Genomic DNA, 21,228 nt, shown 5'->3' on the forward strand with positions numbered 1-21,228 from the left:
AAAATGACTGGATTCCTATTCGCTTTCATTGCGAGTTTCACGTTTGCCGCCAAAGCTCAAAACCCCGCTATCGCCGATTCGGCGACGTATTTAGCCGATTTGAAAAAGGAATTAGTGATTGAATGGCCCAAAAACCGGACGATCAACCTGGTCTTTCACGGCCATTCGGTTCCCGCCGGGTATTGGCAAAATCACGAGGTACACACGCTGGAATCGTATCCGAATCTGGTGCTGGCGAAACTGAAGGAATGGTATCCGTATGCGGTTATCAACGTGATCGTTACGGCAATCGGCGGGGAAAATTCATTGAAGGGACAGGAGCGGTTTGAGCGGGATGTGCTCGTTCATAAACCGGATGTTCTGTTCATTGATTACGCCCTGAACGACCGGGGAGCGGGGCTGGAAAAAGCGAAAGAAGCCTGGGAAAAAATGATTCAGTCGGCGCTTTCCAAAAATATAAAAGTTATTCTTTTAACGCCCTCTCCCGATCAGCGGGTGGATATTCTGGCGGCCGGAAATCCGTTGGAACAACACACCAACCAGATTATAAAACTCGCCGAAACGCATCACATCGGCCTGGTAGATTCGTACGCCCAATTCAGGCAAGTAGCGGCACGGGGTGAGTTAGTCAAGCATATGGCCTCCGTTAATCACCCGAATCTGGCAGGCCATCAATTGATTGTAAATGAAGTCCTGAAATGGTTTACGAAGTAATGGGTTTGGCGGGGCGGTAATCGTGTTCGGGGCTGGCAATAATGGCGAACTTGTATTTATCGCCGTGGTAATAAGACCGTTCAATTTCAACCACTTTCTCGCCCGTACAAATTACCGCACTATCGAGAACGAAGGCCGGAGTTGGCTTATTAATTTCGAAGTTGTTGGTATTAGGCTGCATAATCGTTACGCCCAGAGTTTGCTGTACTTCGGTGATTTTCAAGCGATAACTACTTTCGTAGACTTTAAAATACGAAACTTCCGTTGGTATTTTATTGATTTTTGGGCACAAGGTTAGCGAGATGTATTTAACTTCGTCCTTGATCAATAAATCATCGGCGTAGCGAAGCTGGTGCAATTTTAAAACCGGGCCATCGATGATAAAATGCCGCCCGTTTATCTCCGAAGAAATACCATCCTCCAGAATGGTTTTCTCGAGAACAATATTTTTAGGCGTAAAACCTTCGGCAATTAAACTGTCGTGAAAACCGCGACGTGTGGCATAAATCGATCCGAGTGTCCGAATTAAATGGTGATCGTCGGTACGGTTTAGCACATACGTTCCCTTCCCTTTTATTCGTTTCGCCCACCCTTTTGATTCAATTTCCAGCAGCGCTTTTCGTGCGGTTGTATTGCTGATTTTAAAATGCTTGATCAACTCATTTTCGGAAGGAATCTGATCGCCCGGCTGCAACTCACCGGTTTTTATCTTTTCGATAATGCTATCGCTGATCTCAATGAATTTTGATTTCATTTTGCTGCTACCTAGTAAAGATCCATTCACTGCCCGATTGCCGAAAAGAAGACTTGATGCGCTAAAATAGCGTTTCTCCGGCGAAATTACGGCAGTCTTGACCAAAGTGCCAAATGTGGGGTTATCTATTCAGTAACCGGAAGCGGCCATCGGCCCGGTTTACCCGAAACCGCACAAAAAAAGCGCCCGGTCGGATGAAGACGCAAGCGCTGTTAAATTCGTTGGGAATTGGATTATGCCGATACGACCTGTTGCTTCAACTCGTCGAACGAAATTTCAAAATGAGATGCATCGTAAATGCATTCGCCGTTCTGAATCAGCAGAACCTGGGGAGATTGGTGATCGACTCCGAACTCGTCGGCCACCTGGCCCGACACCGATCGAAACGAAATCAGATCTAAATAATAGGGTTTGATACCGGCCGAATCGCTCCAATTGCGCTCTAAACGGCTCATAGCCGTCGAGCTGATGGAGCAGCGCGTGCTGTGTTTGAAAATCAATACCGGCTGTTCGGCCGACTCTTGCTTGATTTGGGCCAGTTGGGCGTTGTCTTGCAGTTTGTTCCAGTTCATGATGCTTGTTCACACGTAACTACGTGCCTATAAGCTATATTATACCGGAAAAGTTTCGAACTGAATCAATGGATCTTTAATTTTTCCATCATTTCGTTCGATACCTCATCGGCGTAGGTCCCGTAAGCACTGACGAATGTCCCTTTCTGGCCGTCGGTCGACTCGATGGCGTACAGAATCGAGCTGTCATCCGGATTGCTCATTCCTTCGAAGCGAAAGACGTCCGTAATGTGGAATTGCTCAGGCCGAAGCTGGAGGGCTGGCTGGTGGCAAATCAGAGCGTCATTGGCCAGATTAAAGTCGAGTGTATACCCTTTTTTGTTCAGATCTTCGAGGGCTTCCACGAGTGTATCGTACGATTGCATGCCTTTACGAGTTAAAATATACCGATTGAGTTTGTAGTTTTACAGAGTCGAACCAACGAACCACCCGCTTGCTTCCTGCACTTTATACCACATCCATCCGACTTTATCAGGCCACGTTACTGCTTGCGGCCCGGTTTCACCCCAAAGCTCGGTTAGCGGTGGAGGGCCGACGGAAATGGCTCGAACAAATAAACACAAAATTGGCAGATAATACCGCACCAATCGCCTGGTTTCATGCCGCGTCGCTGGGCGAATTCGAGCAGGGTCGACCGGTGATGGAAGCGTTTCGGCAGCAGTATCCCACGTATAAAATCCTGCTGACGTTCTTTTCACCATCGGGCTATGAAGTTCGAAAGAACTACGCCGGGGCTGATTTTGTCTTTTATCTCCCGTTCGATACGCCCGAAAATGCCCGGCACTTCGTCAGGCTGGTCAATCCGGCGATTGCGTTTTTTATCAAGTATGAATTCTGGTACAATTACCTGCGGGAACTGAAAGCCCGGCAAATTCCAATCCTTTCGTTTTCGGCCATTTTCCGGCCCGATCAGATCTTTTTCAAACCCTACGGCGGTTTTTACCGGAATTTCCTGCGGTTTTTCGATCACATTCTGGTGCAGAATCAGGAATCGGTCGATCTTCTGCAAACCATTGGCATTACCCGCGTGACGCTGGCGGGTGATACGCGTTTCGACCGGGTGAAGCAGGTTGCCGATGCGAAAAAGGACATTCCGATGGCCCGGCTGTTCAAGGCGGATACGCCCCTGCTGGTGGTCGGGAGTGCGTGGCAGGCCGACATGGAGGTGTTGATTCCGTTTTTGAACCGCTTCGACAAACCGCTGAAAGTCATCATTGCGCCCCACGAAATCCACGACGACGAAATCGAACGCTGGCGCAGCCAACTCCCCGGCCAGACCGTGCGGTTTTCGGAAGCGCAAACGTCCTACGACTCCGCCACTACGCTGATCATCGACAACGTCGGCATGCTTTCGTCGCTTTACCAATATGGCGAATTTGCCTACATCGGTGGCGCGTTTGGGAAAGGGCTGCATAACATTCTGGAGGCCGCGACGTTCCGGATGCCGCTGTTTTTCGGGCCGAATTACGGGAAATTTCAGGAAGCGGTCGATCTGGTGAAAGCGGGGGCGGCTTTTCCCGTGGCCAATACCGCTGAACTGGAAGCGGTTTTCCGGCGGCTTTATGAGGACCCTTCCGCAGCCTCAGCGATTTCCGGCGATTACGTTACTCTGAATACCGGTGCTACGTCTAAAGTGATGGAGATTGTAGCAAGGGTTGTTACACAGGGTTAATCAGAGATTATCAGAGGAAATCAGAGTATGCTTTTGAATCAAATTTCTCAGAAAGTATTGCAATGTTCAATTGAGGTTCACCGGGCGCTTGGGCCGGGTTTGCTCGAATCAGCCTATCAGTAGTGTTTAGCTTTTGAATTAACGAAGGCTGGTTTATTTGTTGAGCGGGAAAAACCGATTCCGATTATTTATAAAGAAATAAAACTGGATCATGGGTATCGGTTGGATTTATTGGTGGAAAGAGAGGTCGTTGTAGAACTCAAAACTGTTGAACAATTAACCGATGTGCATCTTGCTCAGATTCTCACTTATCTAAAATTGGGTCATTTTCACTTAGGTTTACTAATCAATTTTCACGTTACTTTGTTAAAACATGGAGTTCGTCGAGTAGTCAATCCAGCCTTTAAACCTCTGATTAACTCTGATAATCCCTGATTAACCCTGTGTAACAACTCCCAAAAAAACTTTGCAAACCGGCTTAATCATACGCTCCACCGGCTCCTGGTACGAAGTCCGCAACACCGACGGACACATTTACCGCGCCCGGCTGAAAGGCAAATTCAAGATTCAGGGCCTGAAAGTCACCAACCCGATTGCCGTGGGCGACCGCGTGCAGTTCGACCTGGAAGACGAACTAGAAAATACCGTCGTCATCACCGACATCGAGCCCCGCGACAATTACATCATTCGAAAATCCGTCCACAAAACCGGCCACGGACACATTCTGGCCGCCAACCTCGATCAGGCGGTTCTGATCGTCACGCTGGCGTTTCCGCGTACGTCGCTAGGTTTCATCGACCGGTTTCTGGTCACCTCCGAATCATTCCGCATCCCGACGACGCTGGTTTTTAATAAAGCCGACATTCTGAAAGACGAAGCCCTGGACTACCAGCGCGAAATCATCGATCTCTACGAAAGCATTGGCTATCGGTGTCTGGAAACGTCGGCGACGGAAGGCGAAAACGTCGAAGTCTTCCGGAATTTGCTGGACCACAAAATCAGCCTGCTGGCGGGTCATTCCGGGGTTGGAAAATCGTCTTTGGTCAACGCCGTTGCGCCCGACCTGCACCTGCGCACGAGCGAGGTTTCCACGTTTGCCAACAAGGGCGTTCACACGACGACGTTCGCCGAGATGTTCGAAATTTCGCCCGATACCTTCATCATCGACACGCCCGGTATCAAGGAATTGGGACTGGCCGACATGGCGAAAGAAGAAATCAGCCATTATTTCCCCGAAATGCGCGACCGCCTGAATCAGTGCCGGTTTCACAACTGCCTGCATATCAACGAACCGGGATGCGCCATCAAAGAAGCTGTCGGCACCGAAGAAATCGCCGAAAGCCGCTATTGGAGTTACCTGGGCATGGTTTCGGGCGACGACAACCGGAGGTAGAGTTAGGAGTTATGAATGATGGATGATGAATTGGCTGCGCGTACATTCATCATTCATAACTTTTGAGGGCTTTTTTTACTTTTTCGTAAAAGACGGGGACTTTCGTGCGGGGATCGCCCTTGCCGAGTGTTTCGATGGGGAGGTAGCCCCGGTAGCCGGACTGGCGCACAATCTGCATGATTTTGGGCAAATCCGTCCCAACTTCCTGGCCATTGACAAACAGATTTTCCTTGATTTGCCACGTAGCCGCGTAGGGAGCCGCGCGCGCGATCTGCGCGTACGGATCGCCAATTTTAAAGCTGCCAATATCCAGATTAACAGCCAGCCAGTCCGAATTTACCCGTTTGATAATGTCCAGAAGCTGATCGGCCGTTTGAATAAAATCCGCGTGATTTTGCAGGACGATCATGACGCCCTGGCCGGCGGCAAACTCGGCGCATTCCCGAATCGCATCGACCACCCAGGTCGTGACCTCCTCGCGATTATACCCGGCTTTGAGTTCCTTGCCCGTTCCGGAGAAAACCCGCAATACCGGTGCCCCAAACCGGGCGGCAAAACCAACCCATTTTTTGACCAGCTCAATTTCCGCTTTCCGGCGCGTGGAGTCAGGCAACGTGAAGTCATTCCGCACGCCGGTGCCGCTGATGTCGAGGCCCAGCCGAAACGCTTTTCGCTTGATCTGGTAGAGGTAGGTATCGTCTGGTAAAGCCGGATAACCGGGGAAGTAATAGGCCGTCGGATCGACCGCATCGAAACCCAGATCGGCACAGAATTCCAGCACCTGTTCCAGCGTCATTTGCCCGCTCGTCAGCGGTTCGTTGAACGAGTAGAGATTGCAACTGAGCCGAACCCGCTCCGGTTTGTCCGCGATCAAAGGCGTCACCGAAGGCGTTTCACCAACCAGAAGCGGCACGCCAGCAACGGCGGTTTTCAGAAAATTCCGACGACTCGATTGCGGTTTTTCCATAGCAGAGGTTTTAATTCTTAACTCCTAACTCCTAATTGGTAATCGCTGCCAGCAAATCCGCCTGCGTAATGATGTGCACCTGCTGGTTTTCGTCCCGCACCAGCAACGCCTTGTTGTCGCGGTCGATGAGCGACGACAGCACATCGACGGTATTGTCGAGCGCGACGAACTTGAACGGTTTATCCATCACCTCGCCAACCGTGAGATCTTTCACGGCGGGGTCTTCAATGAGTTTGCTCAGGATGGTCGAATCGGTCAGGCTACCGACAATTTCGCCGTTGGCTTCGGTCACCGGAATCTGCGAGATGCTGTGCTGGTTGAGCAGCCGGATCGCGTCGCCCACTTTCAGGTCCCAGTCGACGGTGGTCAGCGTTCCCTTCCCGTTTTTGCTGCGAACAATGTCGCGGGCCGTCGAAAACTCCCGCGATTCCAGAAAGCCGTGGTCCTTCATCCAGGTATCGTTGTAGATTTTGCCGAGGTACCGCGTGCCGTGGTCGGGCAGGAGAATGATCAGCACATCGTCGTCGGTCAGGTGTTCGCGCGCCCATTCCAGCGCCCCGTGCACCGCCGAACCCGTCGACCAGCCCACAAAAAGCCCTTCCTCCCGCGAGAGTCGCCGGGCCATAATGGCCGCATCTTTGTCGGTTACTTTCACAAAATGATCGATCAGGCTGAAATCGACGTTCTGCGGCAGAATGTCTTCGCCGATGCCTTCCGTCAGGTACGGATAGACCTCACGCTGGTCGAAAATACCGGTTTCCTTGTATTTTTTGAACACCGAGCCGTAGGTATCGATGCCGACCGTCACGACGTTTGGGTTCTGTTCTTTCAGGAATTTCGCCGTTCCGCAAATGGTCCCGCCCGTTCCAACGCCCGCGGCAAAGTGCGTGATTTTACCTTCGGTATCGCGCCAGATTTCGGGGCCGGTGGTGTCGTAATGGGCTGCGGTATTCGAAAGATTGTCGTATTGGTTGGGGTAAATCGAATTCGGAATTTCGCGGTTCAGGCGTTTGGCTACGGAGTAATACGAGCGCGGATCGTCGGGTTCGACGTTGGTCGGGCAAACGACCACATCGGCGCCCACCGCCCGCAGGATGTCGATTTTCTCCTTCGACTGTTTATCGGCCATCGTGAAAATGCACTTGTAGCCCTTCGCAATGGCCGCCAGCGCCAGCCCGAAACCGGTATTGCCGCTCGTGCCTTCGATGATGGTCCCGCCCGGCTGGATGGTTCCGGCTTTCTCGGCATCCTCGATCATGCGGACGGCGATGCGGTCTTTCACCGAGTTGCCGGGGTTAAAATACTCGACTTTTGCCAAAACCGTCCCCCGGATGCCTTTGGTCACTTTATTCAGCTTCACCAGGGGCGTGTCGCCGATGGTATCTATGATGGAATTGTAGTATTTCATGGTGTTGTGGTGTTGTTGTACGACGCCAGAAAAGTAACGATTTGTTGGTGAAAATGATTGAACGAGCGGGATTGTTTCGCGAGTTCATCGAAATCGGCTTTTTCGGCGACGGTTTTGGCAATCTTTTCCATCGTGAGCCGATCAGCCACTTTTTTACCGTAAAGCCTGGATTTAACTTCTTCCTGATGTTTCGCTTCCAGACTGTTTGCCGCTGGCTTTATCTCCTTTGAATTCACTTTATAAAATTGGTAGTACAGCCAATGATCAAATGCCTGAATTGGAATATACAAGACTATTTTCTTCTCAAATGTCTTATATAGTTTACCCAATTTCGACACAAGTTCATTCATGCGTTTTGTGTGGTGTATAAGCTCTGGCGGAAAATCGGCTTTATCCAGATCGATACCGATAATAAAAGGCTCATGACTTTCGCTAACGAGGGCTTGTTCGCACAATTGCGGAGCTTTCTCGATGACTTTGGATGAACTTGGATTTGCAGAAATTGCAATCCGAATATTACTTCTAACAAATTGCACAGGGCGGTTTTCAGCCATCCGTTTCAGATACGCCGGAATAAAAGCATATTCAGCAAATCCTTCGCCCACTAAGGTGTAAATAAGTTTAGTCATTATCAGTGGGTACTCCGCCCAGTAAACCGTAAAGCCAATTCTCTCCTAAATCCTCAGTGAAATCGATTTTATCTAAACCAAATTCTTCACTTTTTTTATGCGACGGTTCAATAATGTCTTTCTGCAAATTTCTTACTTCAGTAGCACCCTCCTCATCTTTATCAAACACAAAAACCGCTTCCGGCATGGAGGAGAAAGCATTAACGACATGCTCATTATGCGAAGTCAAAATAATTTGAATGTCCTTTTCTTCGGCCAATTGAAAAATAAACTTCATTACTTCCCAAATCCGGCGTGGATGAATACCGCGTTCCGGTTCTTCGAGAAGGAGGAGTTTGGGCGGATTGGGCTGATGAATAATGCAAAGCAGGGCAAGAAAATATAATGTACCTTCTGAAAGTTCATCAGACCAATAAATTAAACGCTGAAGTTTATTATAAAGTCCTAATTTTTTAAATGTTTTATCTCTGTATAATTTACGCAAATCATTATCCTCGGGAACATCAACTGTGTCAAACCTAATACTTGAAAACTCATTAATACAATAAGTCAAATCCCTTCTAATATCTTCAAAGTTTTCATCTGTATACTTACCCTGTAATGTATCAAGGTATGAAACTATATTAGAGCAATCTTCTTCAACAGAATCACTATTTGCTAATAAAGGGTAAGGTTCGGTTAGTTTTGAAGGATTTGGTCGATATATCTTGACTAATCTCAAATATGAGCTTATTAATGTATCTCTATTAAAATCAACTTTACTAATGGGTAAACTACGACGACCAGACCATTCTTTTTTCGTATCCCAGTATCTAGTCACAAGCCCTTGCTCACTATCAATTACAAATACATATTCTCTAATATCGTTATTATCCAAATCTTCTGCATCTATAAAGAAACTTGTTGGCAAATCTCCTCTTTTGTAAGCTACCGACTTATGATATTCGATATAGTCTTTTCCACTTAATGCCGTCCAGAAAGCGATGTCAAAAAATTTTAACGCCTTCAAAAAATTCGTCTTCCCCGAGTTATTGGGGCCAATCAACAGATTGACTTTCTGAAGATCGAGGGTAACGTCTTTCAGGCTTTTGAAATTCTGGATGGAAACGCGCTTTAGCATAATCGTATGAGCTAAACCGTTCAAACGGTTTGTATTTAACGAGTTGATTTTTCATTTATACCCACGACTAAAGTCATGGGCTAGTATTCACTTTTTTCACTCACTCCTTCACTTCCTGACACAACTCCACCAAAACGCCGTTCGTTTCTTTCGGGTGCAGGAAGCAAACCAGCTTGTTGTCGGCACCCCGCCTGGGGGTTTCGTTCAGTGGGGTGAATCCCTCGGTCTTCAGGCGCTCGATTTCGGCGTAGATATCCGACACCTCAAAGGCGAGGTGGTGGATGCCTTCGCCCTTTTTTTCCAGAAACTTCGCAATCGGGCTGTCGGGGCGGGTGGCTTCCAGGAGTTCGATTTTGGTCTGGTTGATTTTGAAAAACGAGGTGGTCACGCCCTCCGATTCCACGGCTTCGGCTTTGTACGGTTTGCCGCCCAAGAGCTTCGTAAACAAGTCATTGGAAGCCGCCAGGCTCTTCACCGCAATCCCGATATGCTCTACATTCGTCAACATCTCTCTGATAACCTCTGATGCACTCTGATAAACCCTGTGTAACAATTCGCCCCAAGTTAAAAGTTATTCCACAGAGTTAATCAGAGTGTATCAGAGGTTATCAGAGAAATGATGAGAAACTTTTCTTTTCCGTACACGGTTTTTACCTTAGCGTTTAAATACTACGGATTATTATGGTTTCGGTAACTGATAAAGCCAAAGATAAAATTGTCGAACTCCGCCAGAAAGATGGCCTCAACGACAACTATGCCATCCGCGTCGCGGTACAGGGCGGGGGTTGCTCCGGTCTGATGTACGATCTGCAATTCGATACGGCTCAGCAACCCAACGACCACATCGTTGAAGACAAAGGCATCAAAATATACGTCGACCGCAAGAGCCTGCTCTACCTGGCGGGCACCGAACTGGATTTTTCCGACGGCCTCAATGGCAAAGGGTTCCAGTTCAAAAACCCCAACGCCAGCCGGACCTGCGGTTGTGGAGAGAGTTTCTCCGTTTAAAAATTTTCTTGATTAGAATTGTTTAAAGGCACCGTCGGCTTCCACGCGGTGCCTTTTTTTGGACCATTATTTTACTTTTACTGATTTTAAAGACGATTCCCTTTCCTTTGTAGAAATTGGGGCGTCTTTATGACCTTTTCACCGTAATTCGAGTTTCATGCCACCCAAATCCGTCGCTGCCTCCCGTACCACGCTCACTGAGCTGATGATTCCTTCCTATGCCAATTTCGGCGGTAAAATTCACGGCGGTATTCTGCTGTCCTTGATGGATAAAGTGGCTTTCGCCTGCGCTTCCAAACATTCCGGAGCCTACTGCGTGACGGTTTCGGTGGAAGGCGTCAACTTCCGGCAAGCCGTTGAAGTGGGCGAACTGGTTTCGCTGATGGCATCGGTCAATTACGTCGGCCGGACGTCGATGGTGATTGGGATCAAAGTGATTGCCGAAAACGTCCGAACGGGAACCGTCAAACATACCAATACTTCGTACTTCACGATGGTGGCTACCGACGACGATCACAAGCCAACCGAAGTACCTCCGCTCCTGCTCGAAACCCCGGACGATACCCGGCGGTTTATGGAAGCGATGAAACGGAAAGAACTCAAAGAAACCTACAAGGAAGAATTCGACAACGAAAAATCACGAATACGCGTCGAAGACGGCGGGCTGGACATTCTGAAAAAAGAACGGTGTATAGTTGGCTATGACAACAGTGACAGCAATGATTTTAATGATTAAACTAACTGTCACCATAAGCCTTAATTCGCCAGGCGGAGCGATTGCCAGGCAACCAGTTGCCACTGTGCGCCTTTCCTGACATACACATCCATGTAACGCAGTCGGGTATTGATGCTCTGGCCGTTGTTGGTCGCCTTGACCTGACAAATCCCGTTCACCACCGCCGTGTTGCCATACAAACGGACTTTCTGCTCCTGGGCCTCGATGGCGTCGTAGCTTTGCTTACCGTCTTTGATCGACTGGATGTACGACTGCTTGGTGTCCTGATTGCCGTTGGAATGATTATAGATCAGGTCATCGGCCAGTACTTTTTCCAGAACCGCATAGTTTTTGGTAACCTGCGCATCAAACCGCTGTTTTTCAACGTCTAACACGGCTTTCTCATCGGCGGACGATTGGGCGTAAACGAAGGACGTGGTTAGTAAGCAGCAAAAAAGAAGGATCGATTTCATGAGGAAGAAGGGTTTGGTTTTGAAGCAATTACGGCCAGACGGATTCGACATTCCGAATGGTAACGGCCCGGAAACCGTCGCCAAAAAACTCGAAGCCCCGGCTGTCGGGTTTAGGAAAAATCAGATTCGTTAACGTCCGTTGTCCGTCGTTGACGAACACTTCGACCGACGACCGATCCACAAAGATCTGCATTTTGATCCGGCCGTTCGGGCTGTCTTCGCGCTTCAGTGGAGCCGTAAACCGGCCGCTGAATTCTTTCTTGAAACCGGTTTGTCCCGAACGCGTACGGTCCACGTACACTTCCTGCCGGGCGGTATTGTAGCCAATAACGGTTTCTTCGCCCGCGCCTTTCCGCAGCTTCACGCCCATATCGCCGGCCGTTCCGCCGGTCAACTCCGCTTCCAGCGTCAGCACATACACGTCGCCCTGGATGCGGTTGGAGTCGATGCTGCGGTTTAATTCTTTCGTATCCATGCCCCGCCACTGAAAGCTATCCGACGTCAGCGGACGGATTTCTTTCGCCACTTCCTGCCGGAGTTCATACCCATTTTTACCGCGAACAATTTTCAGTTCACGCGGCAACGTCATGGCTCCCCGAAACGGATTGGTCGGAATGTCGTTGGCGTATTGCCAGTTGTTCAGCCAGCCGAGGCTCAGTTTGCGCGGTGTGTTGTTGTAGGTGATAGCGGCATAATAGTCTTTGCCGTAATCGACAAACCGGACGTCGCCCTGCCTGAAATCGCTGCGAAAACTTTTGCCGTCGAAGTCGCCGATGTAATACTGCATACCGGAACCACCGGCGGGCGTACCGGCTCCGATGGAAATCAACAGCAGCCACTTTTTGCTTTTGGAGCCCACCACCGGTATTTCCAGCAAAGCCGGGCATTCCCAGATGTTCCCCGGCGTATCCGCCGACGCAAACTCACCGGTTTTCTCCCACTGCTTCAGGTTCGTAGAACGGTAGAAAAGTGCTTTTTTCTCGGTTGGCAACACCACCGTCATGATCCAGCGTTTGGACGGTTCATGCCAGAATACATTCGGATCTCGGAAGTCCTTTTGGTTCAGGTCAATCACCGGATTGCCTTCGTATTTCGTCCAGGTCCGGCCTTTGTCGAGGCTGTAGGCAATGTACTGGCTCTGATTGGTTTCGCGGTGGTTGGTATACACGGCGACCATCGGAATCTGGCCGTTTTTGCCAAAACCGCTCGTGTTTTTCGCATCGACCACACAGCTTCCCGAAAAAATCATGCCTTTGTCATCTTCGGCAAGGGCGGGCGGCAATTCGTTCCAGTGAAACAGATCCGGACTCACGGCGTGGCCCCAGGTCATGTGGCCCCAGCGAATGCCTTTCGGATTGTACTGGTAAAAAAGGTGGTATTCTCCGTCGTGGTAAACCAGCCCGTTCGGATCGTTCGTCCAGTTGATGCGGGGCGAAAAATGGTATTGCGGACGAAAGGGCTGATTATAAGCCGTATCTTGGGCAAACCCGGACAGGGCAGTGATAACCATACTAAAAAACAGAGTCGGGAATGAAGGCTTCATCGCTGAGTAGGGCGGGTTTAGTAGGCCATCTTGTCAAAAGATTTCCTGGGCAACTTTAACGATATTATCCGATTTCCCCATGGTATAAAAATGGAGCCCCGGCACACCGGCTTTGACCAGTTCCCGGCCTTGTTGCACGCACCATTCGATGCCGACCTGCCGCGCCTGCCCGTCATTCTCGCACGCTTCGACGGCTTTTATGAAATCGTCCGGCATTTCGAGGTGAAACAAGCGTGGTAACACCTGTAATTGTTTGCGGGTACTGAGCGGTTTCAGTCCCGGAATGATCGGCACGGTAATCCCGGCTTCCCGGCAGCGTTTGACGAAATCGAAATATTTCTGGTTATCGAAAAACATCTGCGTCACGATGTAATCGGCGCCCTTATCGATTTTCAGTTTCAGGTAGGTGAAATCCGTTTCATGATCGACCGCTTCAAAATGTTTCTCGGGATAAGCCGCCACACCGATGCAGAAGTCGCTGGGCGTCATCGCGTGTGATCCTTCGTGCAAATAAACGCCCCGGTTCATGTTGGCCACCTGCTCAACCAGTTCACTGGCGTAGGCATACCCGTTCGTTTTGGGTTTGAACGTATCGAACGGCTTGGCCGGATCGCCCCGCAAAACCAGTACATTATCGATGCCCAGGTAATGCAAATCGATCAGAAAGTCTTCGGTTTCATCCCTGGTAAAACCGCCACAGAGCACGTGCGGCACCGGATCGACGCCAAATTTGTGCATGATCGCCGAGCAGATCCCTACGGTTCCGGGTCGTTTTCGGGTAATGATTTTTTTAATCGTTCCGTCGGGTTCGAGTCGTTCAATATACTCCTCACGGTGGTAAGTAACGTCGATAAATGGAGGCTTAAACTCCATGAGCGGTTCGATATTATCTAACAGATTTTTGAGATTGTCGCCTTTGATCGGGGGAATAACTTCAATTGAAAAGATCGTTTTTCCGTTCGCCTTCCGGATGTGATCAGAAACTTTAGCCATGTGGTGTTTTTTGGAACATTGAGAACGACACCAGTCACCCGGTGCCGAAAATAAACCCGGTAAGCCTGTAGTTACCACCCAGCCTTACGTTGGTGCAAAAGTACGGGAAAAATCGGAGATAACCGGCTTATAGCGGAACCAAACCCCAGCGAACGGCTTCAAGGGCCATACAGACCCGGCTTTTTACCTGCATTTTCTGAAAGATGGCTTCCCGATACCCATCGACGGTTCGGGCACTCACGCACATTTTATCGGCGATTTCTACGTACGTGAGCTCGCTACACGCCAGTTTCAGGAATTTGAGTTCGCGATCGTTCAATTTAAAATAAGACGCCGGTGTGCTGTTTTCGGCGGGATTCAGACTTCGGATGAGTCCGCCGGTCATGAAGTCGGAATAATGATAACCTTTGGTACTGATGTCTTCAAGAGCCTGTCGGAGTTCGGCGGGACGGCAACCTTTGAGAAGATAGCCTTTTACGCCATTCCGAACCATCCGGACAATGTTTTCTTCGCGATCCATCATCGACAACGCCAGCATCTTAATAGCCGGATAGTGTTCTTTCAGATAGGCCGCCGTTTCGTAACCATCCATCTCAGGCATACTGACGTCCAGTAATACAATATCAGGCGGGTTACCCCGATTGAGATACCGGATTAAATCACGTCCATTCTCCGCAACATAATGCACTTCATAAGTTTCGAACCTCAGAATAAGATCAGCCAGGCCCTGCGCCATAAGGCGGTGATCGTCAACAATAACGATAGAAGTTTTCACAGAGATAGAGATTGGTCAGCGGCCTCAAATTAAACCAAATCTAATCGCTTTGCAAATACTATTTACCTATTTTCAGATGGTAATTTTACTTACAGCCGCTTCTCCCCGCTTGTTCGGTAATCGGATTTCAATTCGCGTTCCCCAGCCCGGCTGGCTGATGAGAACACATTCGCCACCCAGCAACCGAGCGCGCTGTTTTAGGTTCCATAAACCGGATCCTGACCGGTCGGGGCCGCGCTCGGTTGCTTCGCCGAGATCGAACCCGCAACCGTCGTCGGTAACAACCAGACTAAACCGGTCGAGGCCATAATCGGCGCTGACCGTTAACTGATGTCCCCCGGAGTGTTTCATGGCATTATTGAGTGCTTCCTGAACCATGCGAAACAGGATGGTTTCGGTATTTTCGTCCAGCGAATACGGCGATCCAATGAATTGAAACTGGGTTTGAAACCGGCCGGTACGCTGAATTCGCTCCATTTCCAGCGCTAGGCTTTCCCGTAACCCATACCGCTCAACCGTGCCGCCATCGAGCGTTTTGGATAGTCGGCGGACATCCTGCATGGTACGCTCAACGGTTTCAAACGTTTGCTGCACGGTGGGCGCATGAACACTTCCCGCGAGGTCTTCCTCAAGAACACTCAGCTGAATCAGGGTCAGCGAGAGCATCTGTCCGATGTGGTCGTGCAGTTCCTGCCCAATCTGCTGAAGCGTGTGGTTTTGAATTTCGAGTTGTGACTGAAGCAGTCCACGTTCGTAGGATTCTTTGGTCAGGCTCAGTTCCTGCTGGTAGCGAAAATTTCGTTTTTGATAGAGAAAGAAAAAGGTCGCGACAAACGTTGCCAGTAATAACATCAGAATTGTACCCGCTATTATAACAATGACGACTTCATCTGCCGGGCTTTGCATATAAATCCAACGGTATAGAGGCTATAAAGCAATATATTTAAGATATGGTTGATAACGTATAATTTTTTAGCCAGGCCCATATCTACTTTATACAAGTAGTTTAATAACCCCATTAAAAAAAAGGTACCTGCATAAAAGAAAAGGACACCGGTACTGATCCAAAACTCAGGGATGGCCCATATTTTCTCTTCCGTATTTCCTTTAAATAGCTCAAAGAAGTAAATACCGGACCAAAGAATTAACAGGGCCGATTCGACCATAAAGCTAGTTGAATTAGGCGAATTTAGTTTTTGAAAAAATAGCGTATTGAGTACACAAACCAGCAAGAATCCGGGGATCGATCTACCGATCCATTTTTTAACCGAAACGCTATTGATTGTATTCAGGAAGAATAAAGCGACTAACATATATTCGATCGGCTGGTAAAAATGATAAATAAAATTTGAATTCTTTACCATTTTTAAATGATAATAGCCGATTCCTTCCACAACACACGTTACGTACAGCGACCACATCAACCAGCGAAAATTTTCGGTTAGAAACCTTCGCTGGTTGATGGCAACGATCAGACTGATCAACAAAAAAGTAAGATAGACTTCAAGCATAGCGGCAAGCTACAGGATAATTCAGCCAGGAATCGGGCAACACTGGGCACCATTGTCAACAGGATCGAGCAGAATGAGCGTTTTGGGCGGAAGATCTTCCCGGTCATCTTTGAAAACGCCAATAAATACAACGGTATTCCGGGGCTCTTCGCGGGTATCGACACCCAAATACACAGCCGCTTTTTTATAGGCCGGATCCGGTTTATCCATTTCAAAAAAGGTCTTTTTTAAATAATCAGGCGAATGGGCATACCCATTGAATTCATTGTAGGGATCGATAAAACCGGCAGCACCGGTACATAAATTTCTACTAATCCAGTTGATCTGTCCCTTTTTCAACTCATCAAACCCGATTGTGTCGTCGAGCATATCCGGATCACCCGAAACACTGGGTCTTCCTTTGTATATATCTGTAATAATCTGACAACTGGTATCTACACCACACGCATAAATCGTCAGTTCTTCATGCTGTTCCGTTTTCGGCTTACAACTAAAAAAGAGAACGATTCGGCTCAGGCGTTCCGCTTTCAGAATGGTATAAAATGTAACGGCATTAAAAAAATACTTGAGCCTGTCTTTACTCAAATTTACATCCGGAATCGTTGTCCACTCCCGCCTTCTTCTTGCAAACTCCTCAATCCATTCATAAAACATTTTTCCAGATATTGGCCCCGTACCGGGTTCATCGGGAAATACTTTTTGGGGATCAAGATAATTAGGAATGATCGCTGGCATACTGATACACGTTTATGGTTGACACTAATCGTCCATAAAGTTGATCAATTACCCGTTAATTAAAATTCAGAATTATTTTTAATGGTTCCCGTAAAAGAAAGCAATCATTTTAGTATCAATAAGTTATCCACTGTATCAGGGCTATTTTATGAGAAATTTCCTGCAAAATACGGGAAATTTCCCGGTCGCCTATCCGCCGGATAACCTCCTCAATATTGGCCGGTTTGTTTTCCGATCCATTTTTTACCGGTGACCAGCAGGCTTGATTCTCCACCCAGGGCCAGACAATTCCCAAATTTCCCATTGTGATAAAATCGTACATCGAATGGCTATAAATGTATATAAAAACAACAAAATATTATTATAATATTGCGATATAATTATAAAAATCGCAATTGTTATCATAAATCTTAATACGCACTATTTACTATCACATCGGATAATCATCGCTTTTAACCCATGGATTCCAATGCGCCAATGTTTTATGAAATGATCCGGAGTGATCAAAAGACCCGTGAGGAGGCTTACCGGTATTATCGGTCGGCTTGTCTTAAATTTTGCGAGTCGTTGATTAAAGATAAAGCCGAAGCGGAAAGAATGGTGCGCGCTGTTTTTAGCGAAATCCACGATACCGAGTCCGGTTTAAACCCGGATCAGGATTTTGAAAAGCATTTATTCATCTGCCTGCGGAACACGGTTTTTACGTATCTGAAAGCCACCAATACCTGCCAACTCATTCAGCAACAAGCCCTTCAAAACGAGAAAACAAACTCGAACCAACGGAAAATCCGCGGGCAATTTATCCATTCGCTCATGAACACCCTGATCAGAAAACGGTGAACGCTTTCTGACGCAACGGGCAAACTAAACCTGCCGTACTTTTTCAACTTAACAATTCCTAACCCTCGTTCAATCTTTCTATGAAAACAAAATCTACCAGTAGGTTACTCGCTACCTATACCCTGCTTTTAGCGGTATTGTTGGGCCCGGGTATGCTACCAGCCTGGGCACAGGGACCTGTCCGGCAATTAGTCAGCGGCAAAGTTACTTCGGCCACCGATAACACGCCGATACCGGGTGTCAATGTCGTATTAAAGGGAACCCAGGTCGGAACCACCACCAATGCAGACGGAAATTACTCCGTCGACGTCAGTGGCGCGGAACCCATTCTGGTTTTCTCCTACATTGGTTTTGCCCCCCAGGAAGTTTCCGTTGCCAACAAAAAAATCAGCGATGTCCGGCTGGTCGAGACGGTTGCCACCCTGCAGGAAGCGGTCGTAACGGCACTGGGCATCAAGCGGGAAAAACGGTCGCTGGGCTATTCTGTCGGCAATATCGAAAGCAAAGCCCTCACCGAAACGCCCCAGACTAACGTGCTGAATGCCATGGCCGGCAAGGTAGCCGGGGTACAGATTTCGCAGATGAGCGGGGGCGTCGGGTCTTCGGTGAGCATGATCATCCGCGGGGCCAACTCCCTGAATGGCGACAACCAGCCGCTGTTTGTCATCGACGGTGTACCGGTCGCCAACAAACTTTCCAATGGTTTTGGCGGGGCCGACATGGGAAACCCCATTTCCGATATCAACCCGAACGACATTGCCAATATATCCATCCTGAAAGGTCCCAGTGCCGCAGCCCTCTATGGGTCAAGGGCTGGTAACGGGGTCGTCCTGATCACCACAAAATCCGGCGCGGGTGGTAAAAAGGGAATTGGTGTGTCGCTGAACACCTCGGTTGTGGCTGACGTTCCGCTGCAATATGTAGCGGTTCAAAACAAATTCGGATCCGGCAAGACGGGGGCCCACATCCTGGAGGAGCCGGAAAATGAAAGCTGGGGAGCTGCCCTCGACAAAGGGGAGCAATGGGCCTTGTGGAACAGCAATGGACAAAAAGTACCCCTGGTTTCTTATCCCAACCGATTCAAGGATTTTTTCAAAACCGGAATCACCAATACCAATAACGTGTCGGTTAACGGGAACTACGACAAAGGAAGTTTCAGGCTTTCGCTCGGGAACATGAAGAATACCGGCATCATCCCGAACACGGATCTGTCCCGCCTTACGATCGCGCTGAACACCACCTACAACCTGACCGACAGGCTGCGGGCTTCGGTGAATATGAACATCACCGAATCGGGTTCCAACAACCGGCCGATCATCGACCAAAGCCGCAATGACGTGGTACGGAGTGTCTACGAAACCGGTGCTCAGGTAAACATCAACGACCTGCGCGACTACTGGCTGCCCGGTCAGGAAGGCATTGCGCAGCGGAAGTATAAGGATAAGCAAAATAACCCGTTCTACCTGGCGTACGAGAATCCCACCGGCTTTAAACGCGACCGGATTGTGAGCAAGATCCAACTCGACTACGACATCTCGAAGGCGTTCGCGATCACCGGCCGGTATTCGCGCGACTCCTATGAAGAGATTCTGGAAGCTAAAAAAGCCTACAACAACTTCGAGGCTCTGAATGGGGCCTATCAGGTTTCAAACAACTACAACAAGGAAACCAACCTGGACCTGATCTTGACCTACAAGCATAGCTTTGGCAAAGACTGGAGCCTGAACGCCCTGGCCGGATTCAACCGGCTGGAGCAATACGGACGGAGCCTGGCGACTTCGGCGACTGCCCTGGTTGTGCCCGGCGTTTACAACATTTCCAATGGCGCTCCCGGTGCGGTTTCTTACAACAGCCTGCTGAACCGCAAGAAACTTTACGGCGTATATGGCTCAGCCTCCATTGGGTTCAGAGACATGGTTTTCCTCGATCTCACCGCGCGGAATGACTGGACCAGCACCCTGCCGAAAGGAAACAATTCTTATTTCTATCCGTCCGCTTCGCTCAGCGTGATTGCGTCGGAAATGATCACCATGCCGCGTTGGGTCAGTTTGGCCAAAATCCGGGCGGGCTATGCGCAGGTGGGTAATGACGTAGCGCCCTACGCCTACAGCAATATTTACCAGACCGCCCTCGATTGGGGCGCGGCCAAAAGCATGTATATGGGTGGAACGCTCACCAACCCGAACCTGAAGCCTGAAATCGCCACGTCGAGCGAGATTGGTGTTGACCTGAAGTTTCTGAACAACCGCCTGGGACTGGATGCGACCTTCTACCAACGCGGAAACAAAAACCAGGTACTCTCCATCGTAACTCCGATTGAATCCGGTGCGAACACCAAGCAGATCAACGCCGGACTGGTGGAAAGCCGAGGCTTTGAACTGGCCCTGTATACGACGCCCATCAAACGCCAGAACTTTACCTGGGACATGAACATTACCCTGACCCGGAACCGCACGTATATTACCCGACTGGCAGACGGGATCAAGTATTTCTCTTTTGCGTCCTACTCCGGAGCGGAAGTACGGACGTACGAGGGGGATCAGATGGGTGATATCTATGCCGCACCGATCCTGCGGGTGAAAGACACCAATTCGCCGTACTATGGCTATCCGATCGTAACCAATGGCGGACTTTACCAGACCGACAACGATGTGAACAACCTGAAAAAGATCGGGAACTTTAACCACAAATTCCTGATGGGCGTTCAACCCTCCATCACGTACAAAAATATAACGTTGTTCGCCAATGTCGACTGGCGTCTTGGCGGGTCTTTCTACTCCAACACGATGATGTTCCTGGGCAACAATGGCCAGCTGGAAAAAACCCTGACCGGAGAAAGCTACGATCCGAGCAAAAGCCTGGTCGATCAGATTAAAGCCAATCCGGACAAATACCTGGGTAGCTGGGTAGGCGGCCGCAATGCCGAATACCACGGTTTTGCCTGGCCCGAAGGCAGTGTGGAAGCCAGCCGCAGGGTGCAGGATGCCAGTCTGAACCCCGGCGTTCTGGCCACAAAAGATGCGAACGGCAATACGGTTTATACGGAAAACCTGGGCGGCCCCGGCAGCAAATGGCTGGACCCCTTCAGCGCCTTCCGCTACGCCAACCGTCCGTTTGCCGAAAAGAACATGTACAGTGCTACCTACGTGAAAGTGCGGGAAGTTTCGATCACCTACCGCCTGCCTAAACCCTTCGTCAATCGGCTGCATTTGCAGAATGCCTCGGTCGGCTTCGTGGCCAGCAACATCTTCATGTGGACCCGGGCCGGAATCAAGGGGCTCGATCCCGAACGGGCTTTCCGGCCAAACGGTGTGGGATGGACGCAAGGAGTGGAGTATTACAACGTACTGCCTTTCACGGGTTCGTTCGGTATGAAATTGAATGTCGACTTTTAATTGGAAGTGAA

Annotated in this window: 22 protein-coding genes and 1 pseudogene; 8 read left to right on the forward strand and 15 right to left on the reverse strand. The window is 49.2% G+C overall.

All coding sequences use genetic code 11. The features are described from left to right. The first annotated feature begins 3 nt into the window (after positions 1 to 3). Positions 4 to 714: an SGNH/GDSL hydrolase family protein gene (locus EHT87_RS10900; protein WP_124906656.1), complete on the forward strand. Its 711-nt coding sequence runs from the start codon at positions 4 to 6 to the stop codon at positions 712 to 714. Here the strand turns inward: EHT87_RS10900 and EHT87_RS10905 are convergent. The 3 genes from EHT87_RS10905 to EHT87_RS10915 all read right to left on the reverse strand — a co-directional run bounded on the left by EHT87_RS10905 (position 704) and on the right by EHT87_RS10915 (position 2,405). Further along, positions 704 to 1,468 (reverse strand): GntR family transcriptional regulator, encoded by a 765-nt coding sequence (locus EHT87_RS10905; RefSeq protein WP_124906657.1) that lies wholly within the window; start codon positions 1,466 to 1,468, stop codon positions 704 to 706. The two genes, EHT87_RS10900 and EHT87_RS10905, sit on opposite strands and share 11 nt — an antisense overlap. Positions 1,469 to 1,701: 233 nt before the next feature. Then, entirely contained in the window at positions 1,702 to 2,040 is a 339-nt protein-coding gene (gene ytxJ, locus EHT87_RS10910) for a bacillithiol system redox-active protein YtxJ (RefSeq protein ID WP_124906658.1), read from the reverse strand. Between the two features lie 65 nt (positions 2,041 to 2,105). Further along, a complete protein-coding gene (locus tag EHT87_RS10915) occupies positions 2,106 to 2,405 on the reverse strand; it encodes a phosphoribosylpyrophosphate synthetase (RefSeq protein WP_124906659.1) in 300 nt (99 codons plus the stop codon). Between the two features lie 68 nt (positions 2,406 to 2,473). On the opposite strand from EHT87_RS10915, the gene EHT87_RS10920 reads away from it, so the two are divergent. From EHT87_RS10920 to rsgA, 3 genes and pseudogenes are all read left to right on the forward strand, one after another. Beyond that, a complete protein-coding gene (locus EHT87_RS10920) occupies positions 2,474 to 3,712 on the forward strand; it encodes a 3-deoxy-D-manno-octulosonic acid transferase (RefSeq protein WP_124906660.1) in 1,239 nt (412 codons plus the stop codon). A 27-nt stretch (positions 3,713 to 3,739) separates the two neighbouring features. Beyond that, a pseudogene (locus EHT87_RS10925) lies at positions 3,740 to 4,147 on the forward strand (GxxExxY protein). Positions 4,148 to 4,178: 31 nt separating this feature from the next. Further along, a complete protein-coding gene (rsgA, locus tag EHT87_RS10930) occupies positions 4,179 to 5,105 on the forward strand; it encodes a ribosome small subunit-dependent GTPase A (protein WP_124906661.1) in 927 nt (308 codons plus the stop codon). 49 nt (positions 5,106 to 5,154) lie between these two features. Here the strand turns inward: rsgA and EHT87_RS10935 are convergent, their stop codons facing one another. The 5 genes from EHT87_RS10935 to mce form a co-directional block, all read right to left on the reverse strand. Beyond that, the gene (locus tag EHT87_RS10935) at positions 5,155 to 6,072 is read right to left on the reverse strand and encodes a sugar phosphate isomerase/epimerase family protein (protein ID WP_124906662.1); all 918 of its coding nucleotides are present in this window, start codon (positions 6,070 to 6,072) and stop codon (positions 5,155 to 5,157) included. A gap of 31 nt (positions 6,073 to 6,103) precedes the next feature. Next, positions 6,104 to 7,480 carry a cystathionine beta-synthase gene (locus tag EHT87_RS10940; protein WP_124906663.1) on the reverse strand — a complete coding sequence of 459 codons (1,377 nt, stop codon included), beginning with the start codon at positions 7,478 to 7,480 and terminating at the stop codon, positions 6,104 to 6,106. Then, entirely contained in the window at positions 7,477 to 8,109 is a 633-nt protein-coding gene (locus EHT87_RS10945; RefSeq protein ID WP_124906664.1) for a DUF4276 family protein, read from the reverse strand. The genes EHT87_RS10940 and EHT87_RS10945 overlap by 4 nt, the downstream gene beginning before the upstream one ends. Then, complete coding sequence (locus EHT87_RS10950) at positions 8,102 to 9,253, reverse strand: AAA family ATPase (protein ID WP_310587537.1); 1,152 nt, start codon at positions 9,251 to 9,253, stop codon at positions 8,102 to 8,104. The genes EHT87_RS10945 and EHT87_RS10950 overlap by 8 nt, the downstream gene beginning before the upstream one ends. Positions 9,254 to 9,329: 76 nt before the next feature. Further along, positions 9,330 to 9,737 carry a methylmalonyl-CoA epimerase gene (mce, locus tag EHT87_RS10955; protein ID WP_124906666.1) on the reverse strand — a complete coding sequence of 136 codons (408 nt, stop codon included), beginning with the start codon at positions 9,735 to 9,737 and terminating at the stop codon, positions 9,330 to 9,332. 173 nt (positions 9,738 to 9,910) lie between these two features. Between mce and EHT87_RS10960 the strand changes: the two genes are divergently transcribed. Next, on the forward strand, positions 9,911 to 10,237 hold the full coding sequence (locus tag EHT87_RS10960) for a HesB/IscA family protein (RefSeq protein WP_124879477.1): 327 nt from the start codon (positions 9,911 to 9,913) through the stop codon (positions 10,235 to 10,237). Between the two features lie 157 nt (positions 10,238 to 10,394). Continuing rightward, positions 10,395 to 10,973 carry an acyl-CoA thioesterase gene (locus tag EHT87_RS10965; protein WP_124906667.1) on the forward strand — a complete coding sequence of 193 codons (579 nt, stop codon included), beginning with the start codon at positions 10,395 to 10,397 and terminating at the stop codon, positions 10,971 to 10,973. Between the two features lie 20 nt (positions 10,974 to 10,993). Here the strand turns inward: EHT87_RS10965 and EHT87_RS10970 are convergent, their stop codons facing one another. The 7 genes from EHT87_RS10970 to EHT87_RS11000 all read right to left on the reverse strand — a co-directional run bounded on the left by EHT87_RS10970 (position 10,994) and on the right by EHT87_RS11000 (position 16,982). Further along, entirely contained in the window at positions 10,994 to 11,425 is a 432-nt protein-coding gene (locus EHT87_RS10970; protein WP_124906668.1) for a nuclear transport factor 2 family protein, read from the reverse strand. A 28-nt stretch (positions 11,426 to 11,453) separates the two neighbouring features. Further along, a complete protein-coding gene (locus EHT87_RS10975; protein WP_124906669.1) occupies positions 11,454 to 12,968 on the reverse strand; it encodes a glycoside hydrolase family 32 protein in 1,515 nt (504 codons plus the stop codon). A 33-nt stretch (positions 12,969 to 13,001) separates the two neighbouring features. After that, on the reverse strand, positions 13,002 to 13,961 hold the full coding sequence (metF, locus tag EHT87_RS10980) for a methylenetetrahydrofolate reductase [NAD(P)H] (RefSeq protein WP_124906670.1): 960 nt from the start codon (positions 13,959 to 13,961) through the stop codon (positions 13,002 to 13,004). Positions 13,962 to 14,088: 127 nt separating this feature from the next. Continuing rightward, positions 14,089 to 14,736, reverse strand: a complete 648-nt coding sequence (locus EHT87_RS10985; RefSeq protein ID WP_124906671.1) for a response regulator transcription factor — start codon at positions 14,734 to 14,736, stop codon at positions 14,089 to 14,091. 72 nt (positions 14,737 to 14,808) lie between these two features. Further along, on the reverse strand, positions 14,809 to 15,642 hold the full coding sequence (locus tag EHT87_RS10990; RefSeq protein WP_124906672.1) for a sensor histidine kinase: 834 nt from the start codon (positions 15,640 to 15,642) through the stop codon (positions 14,809 to 14,811). Then, positions 15,606 to 16,247 carry a hypothetical protein gene (locus tag EHT87_RS10995; protein WP_124906673.1) on the reverse strand — a complete coding sequence of 214 codons (642 nt, stop codon included), beginning with the start codon at positions 16,245 to 16,247 and terminating at the stop codon, positions 15,606 to 15,608. Before EHT87_RS10995 ends, EHT87_RS10990 begins: the two co-directional genes overlap by 37 nt. Positions 16,248 to 16,268: 21 nt before the next feature. Then, positions 16,269 to 16,982 (reverse strand): hypothetical protein, encoded by a 714-nt coding sequence (locus EHT87_RS11000; protein ID WP_124906674.1) that lies wholly within the window; start codon positions 16,980 to 16,982, stop codon positions 16,269 to 16,271. A gap of 459 nt (positions 16,983 to 17,441) precedes the next feature. On the opposite strand from EHT87_RS11000, the gene EHT87_RS11005 reads away from it, so the two are divergent. Together EHT87_RS11005 and EHT87_RS11010 are read left to right on the forward strand one after the other, a co-directional pair. After that, positions 17,442 to 17,822: an RNA polymerase sigma factor gene (locus tag EHT87_RS11005; protein ID WP_124906675.1), complete on the forward strand. Its 381-nt coding sequence runs from the start codon at positions 17,442 to 17,444 to the stop codon at positions 17,820 to 17,822. A gap of 80 nt (positions 17,823 to 17,902) precedes the next feature. Continuing rightward, entirely contained in the window at positions 17,903 to 21,217 is a 3,315-nt protein-coding gene (locus EHT87_RS11010) for a SusC/RagA family TonB-linked outer membrane protein (RefSeq protein ID WP_124906676.1), read from the forward strand. The last annotated feature ends 11 nt before the right edge of the window (positions 21,218 to 21,228 follow it).

This window comes from Larkinella knui, assembly GCF_003858645.1.
Classification (GTDB): Bacteria; Bacteroidota; Bacteroidia; order Cytophagales; family Spirosomataceae; genus Larkinella; species Larkinella knui.

What these genes read in the sequence shown, in the direction of transcription:
- EHT87_RS10900 (WP_124906656.1), top strand. Translation starts at nt 4, where the DNA reads ATGACTGGATTCCTATTCGCTTTCATTGCGAGTTTCACGTTTGCCGCC.
- EHT87_RS10905 (WP_124906657.1), bottom strand. Translation starts at nt 1,468, where the DNA reads ATGAAATCAAAATTCATTGAGATCAGCGATAGCATTATCGAAAAGATA.
- ytxJ (WP_124906658.1), bottom strand. Translation starts at nt 2,040, where the DNA reads ATGAACTGGAACAAACTGCAAGACAACGCCCAACTGGCCCAAATCAAG.
- EHT87_RS10915 (WP_124906659.1), bottom strand. Translation starts at nt 2,405, where the DNA reads ATGCAATCGTACGATACACTCGTGGAAGCCCTCGAAGATCTGAACAAA.
- EHT87_RS10935 (WP_124906662.1), bottom strand. Translation starts at nt 6,072, where the DNA reads ATGGAAAAACCGCAATCGAGTCGTCGGAATTTTCTGAAAACCGCCGTT.
- EHT87_RS10940 (WP_124906663.1), bottom strand. Translation starts at nt 7,480, where the DNA reads ATGAAATACTACAATTCCATCATAGATACCATCGGCGACACGCCCCTG.
- EHT87_RS10945 (WP_124906664.1), bottom strand. Translation starts at nt 8,109, where the DNA reads ATGACTAAACTTATTTACACCTTAGTGGGCGAAGGATTTGCTGAATAT.
- mce (WP_124906666.1), bottom strand. Translation starts at nt 9,737, where the DNA reads ATGTTGACGAATGTAGAGCATATCGGGATTGCGGTGAAGAGCCTGGCG.
- EHT87_RS10960 (WP_124879477.1), top strand. Translation starts at nt 9,911, where the DNA reads ATGGTTTCGGTAACTGATAAAGCCAAAGATAAAATTGTCGAACTCCGC.
- EHT87_RS10965 (WP_124906667.1), top strand. Translation starts at nt 10,395, where the DNA reads ATGCCACCCAAATCCGTCGCTGCCTCCCGTACCACGCTCACTGAGCTG.
- EHT87_RS10970 (WP_124906668.1), bottom strand. Translation starts at nt 11,425, where the DNA reads ATGAAATCGATCCTTCTTTTTTGCTGCTTACTAACCACGTCCTTCGTT.
- EHT87_RS10975 (WP_124906669.1), bottom strand. Translation starts at nt 12,968, where the DNA reads ATGAAGCCTTCATTCCCGACTCTGTTTTTTAGTATGGTTATCACTGCC.
- metF (WP_124906670.1), bottom strand. Translation starts at nt 13,961, where the DNA reads ATGGCTAAAGTTTCTGATCACATCCGGAAGGCGAACGGAAAAACGATC.
- EHT87_RS10990 (WP_124906672.1), bottom strand. Translation starts at nt 15,642, where the DNA reads ATGCAAAGCCCGGCAGATGAAGTCGTCATTGTTATAATAGCGGGTACA.
- EHT87_RS10995 (WP_124906673.1), bottom strand. Translation starts at nt 16,247, where the DNA reads ATGCTTGAAGTCTATCTTACTTTTTTGTTGATCAGTCTGATCGTTGCC.
- EHT87_RS11000 (WP_124906674.1), bottom strand. Translation starts at nt 16,982, where the DNA reads ATGCCAGCGATCATTCCTAATTATCTTGATCCCCAAAAAGTATTTCCC.
- EHT87_RS11005 (WP_124906675.1), top strand. Translation starts at nt 17,442, where the DNA reads ATGGATTCCAATGCGCCAATGTTTTATGAAATGATCCGGAGTGATCAA.
- EHT87_RS11010 (WP_124906676.1), top strand. Translation starts at nt 17,903, where the DNA reads ATGAAAACAAAATCTACCAGTAGGTTACTCGCTACCTATACCCTGCTT.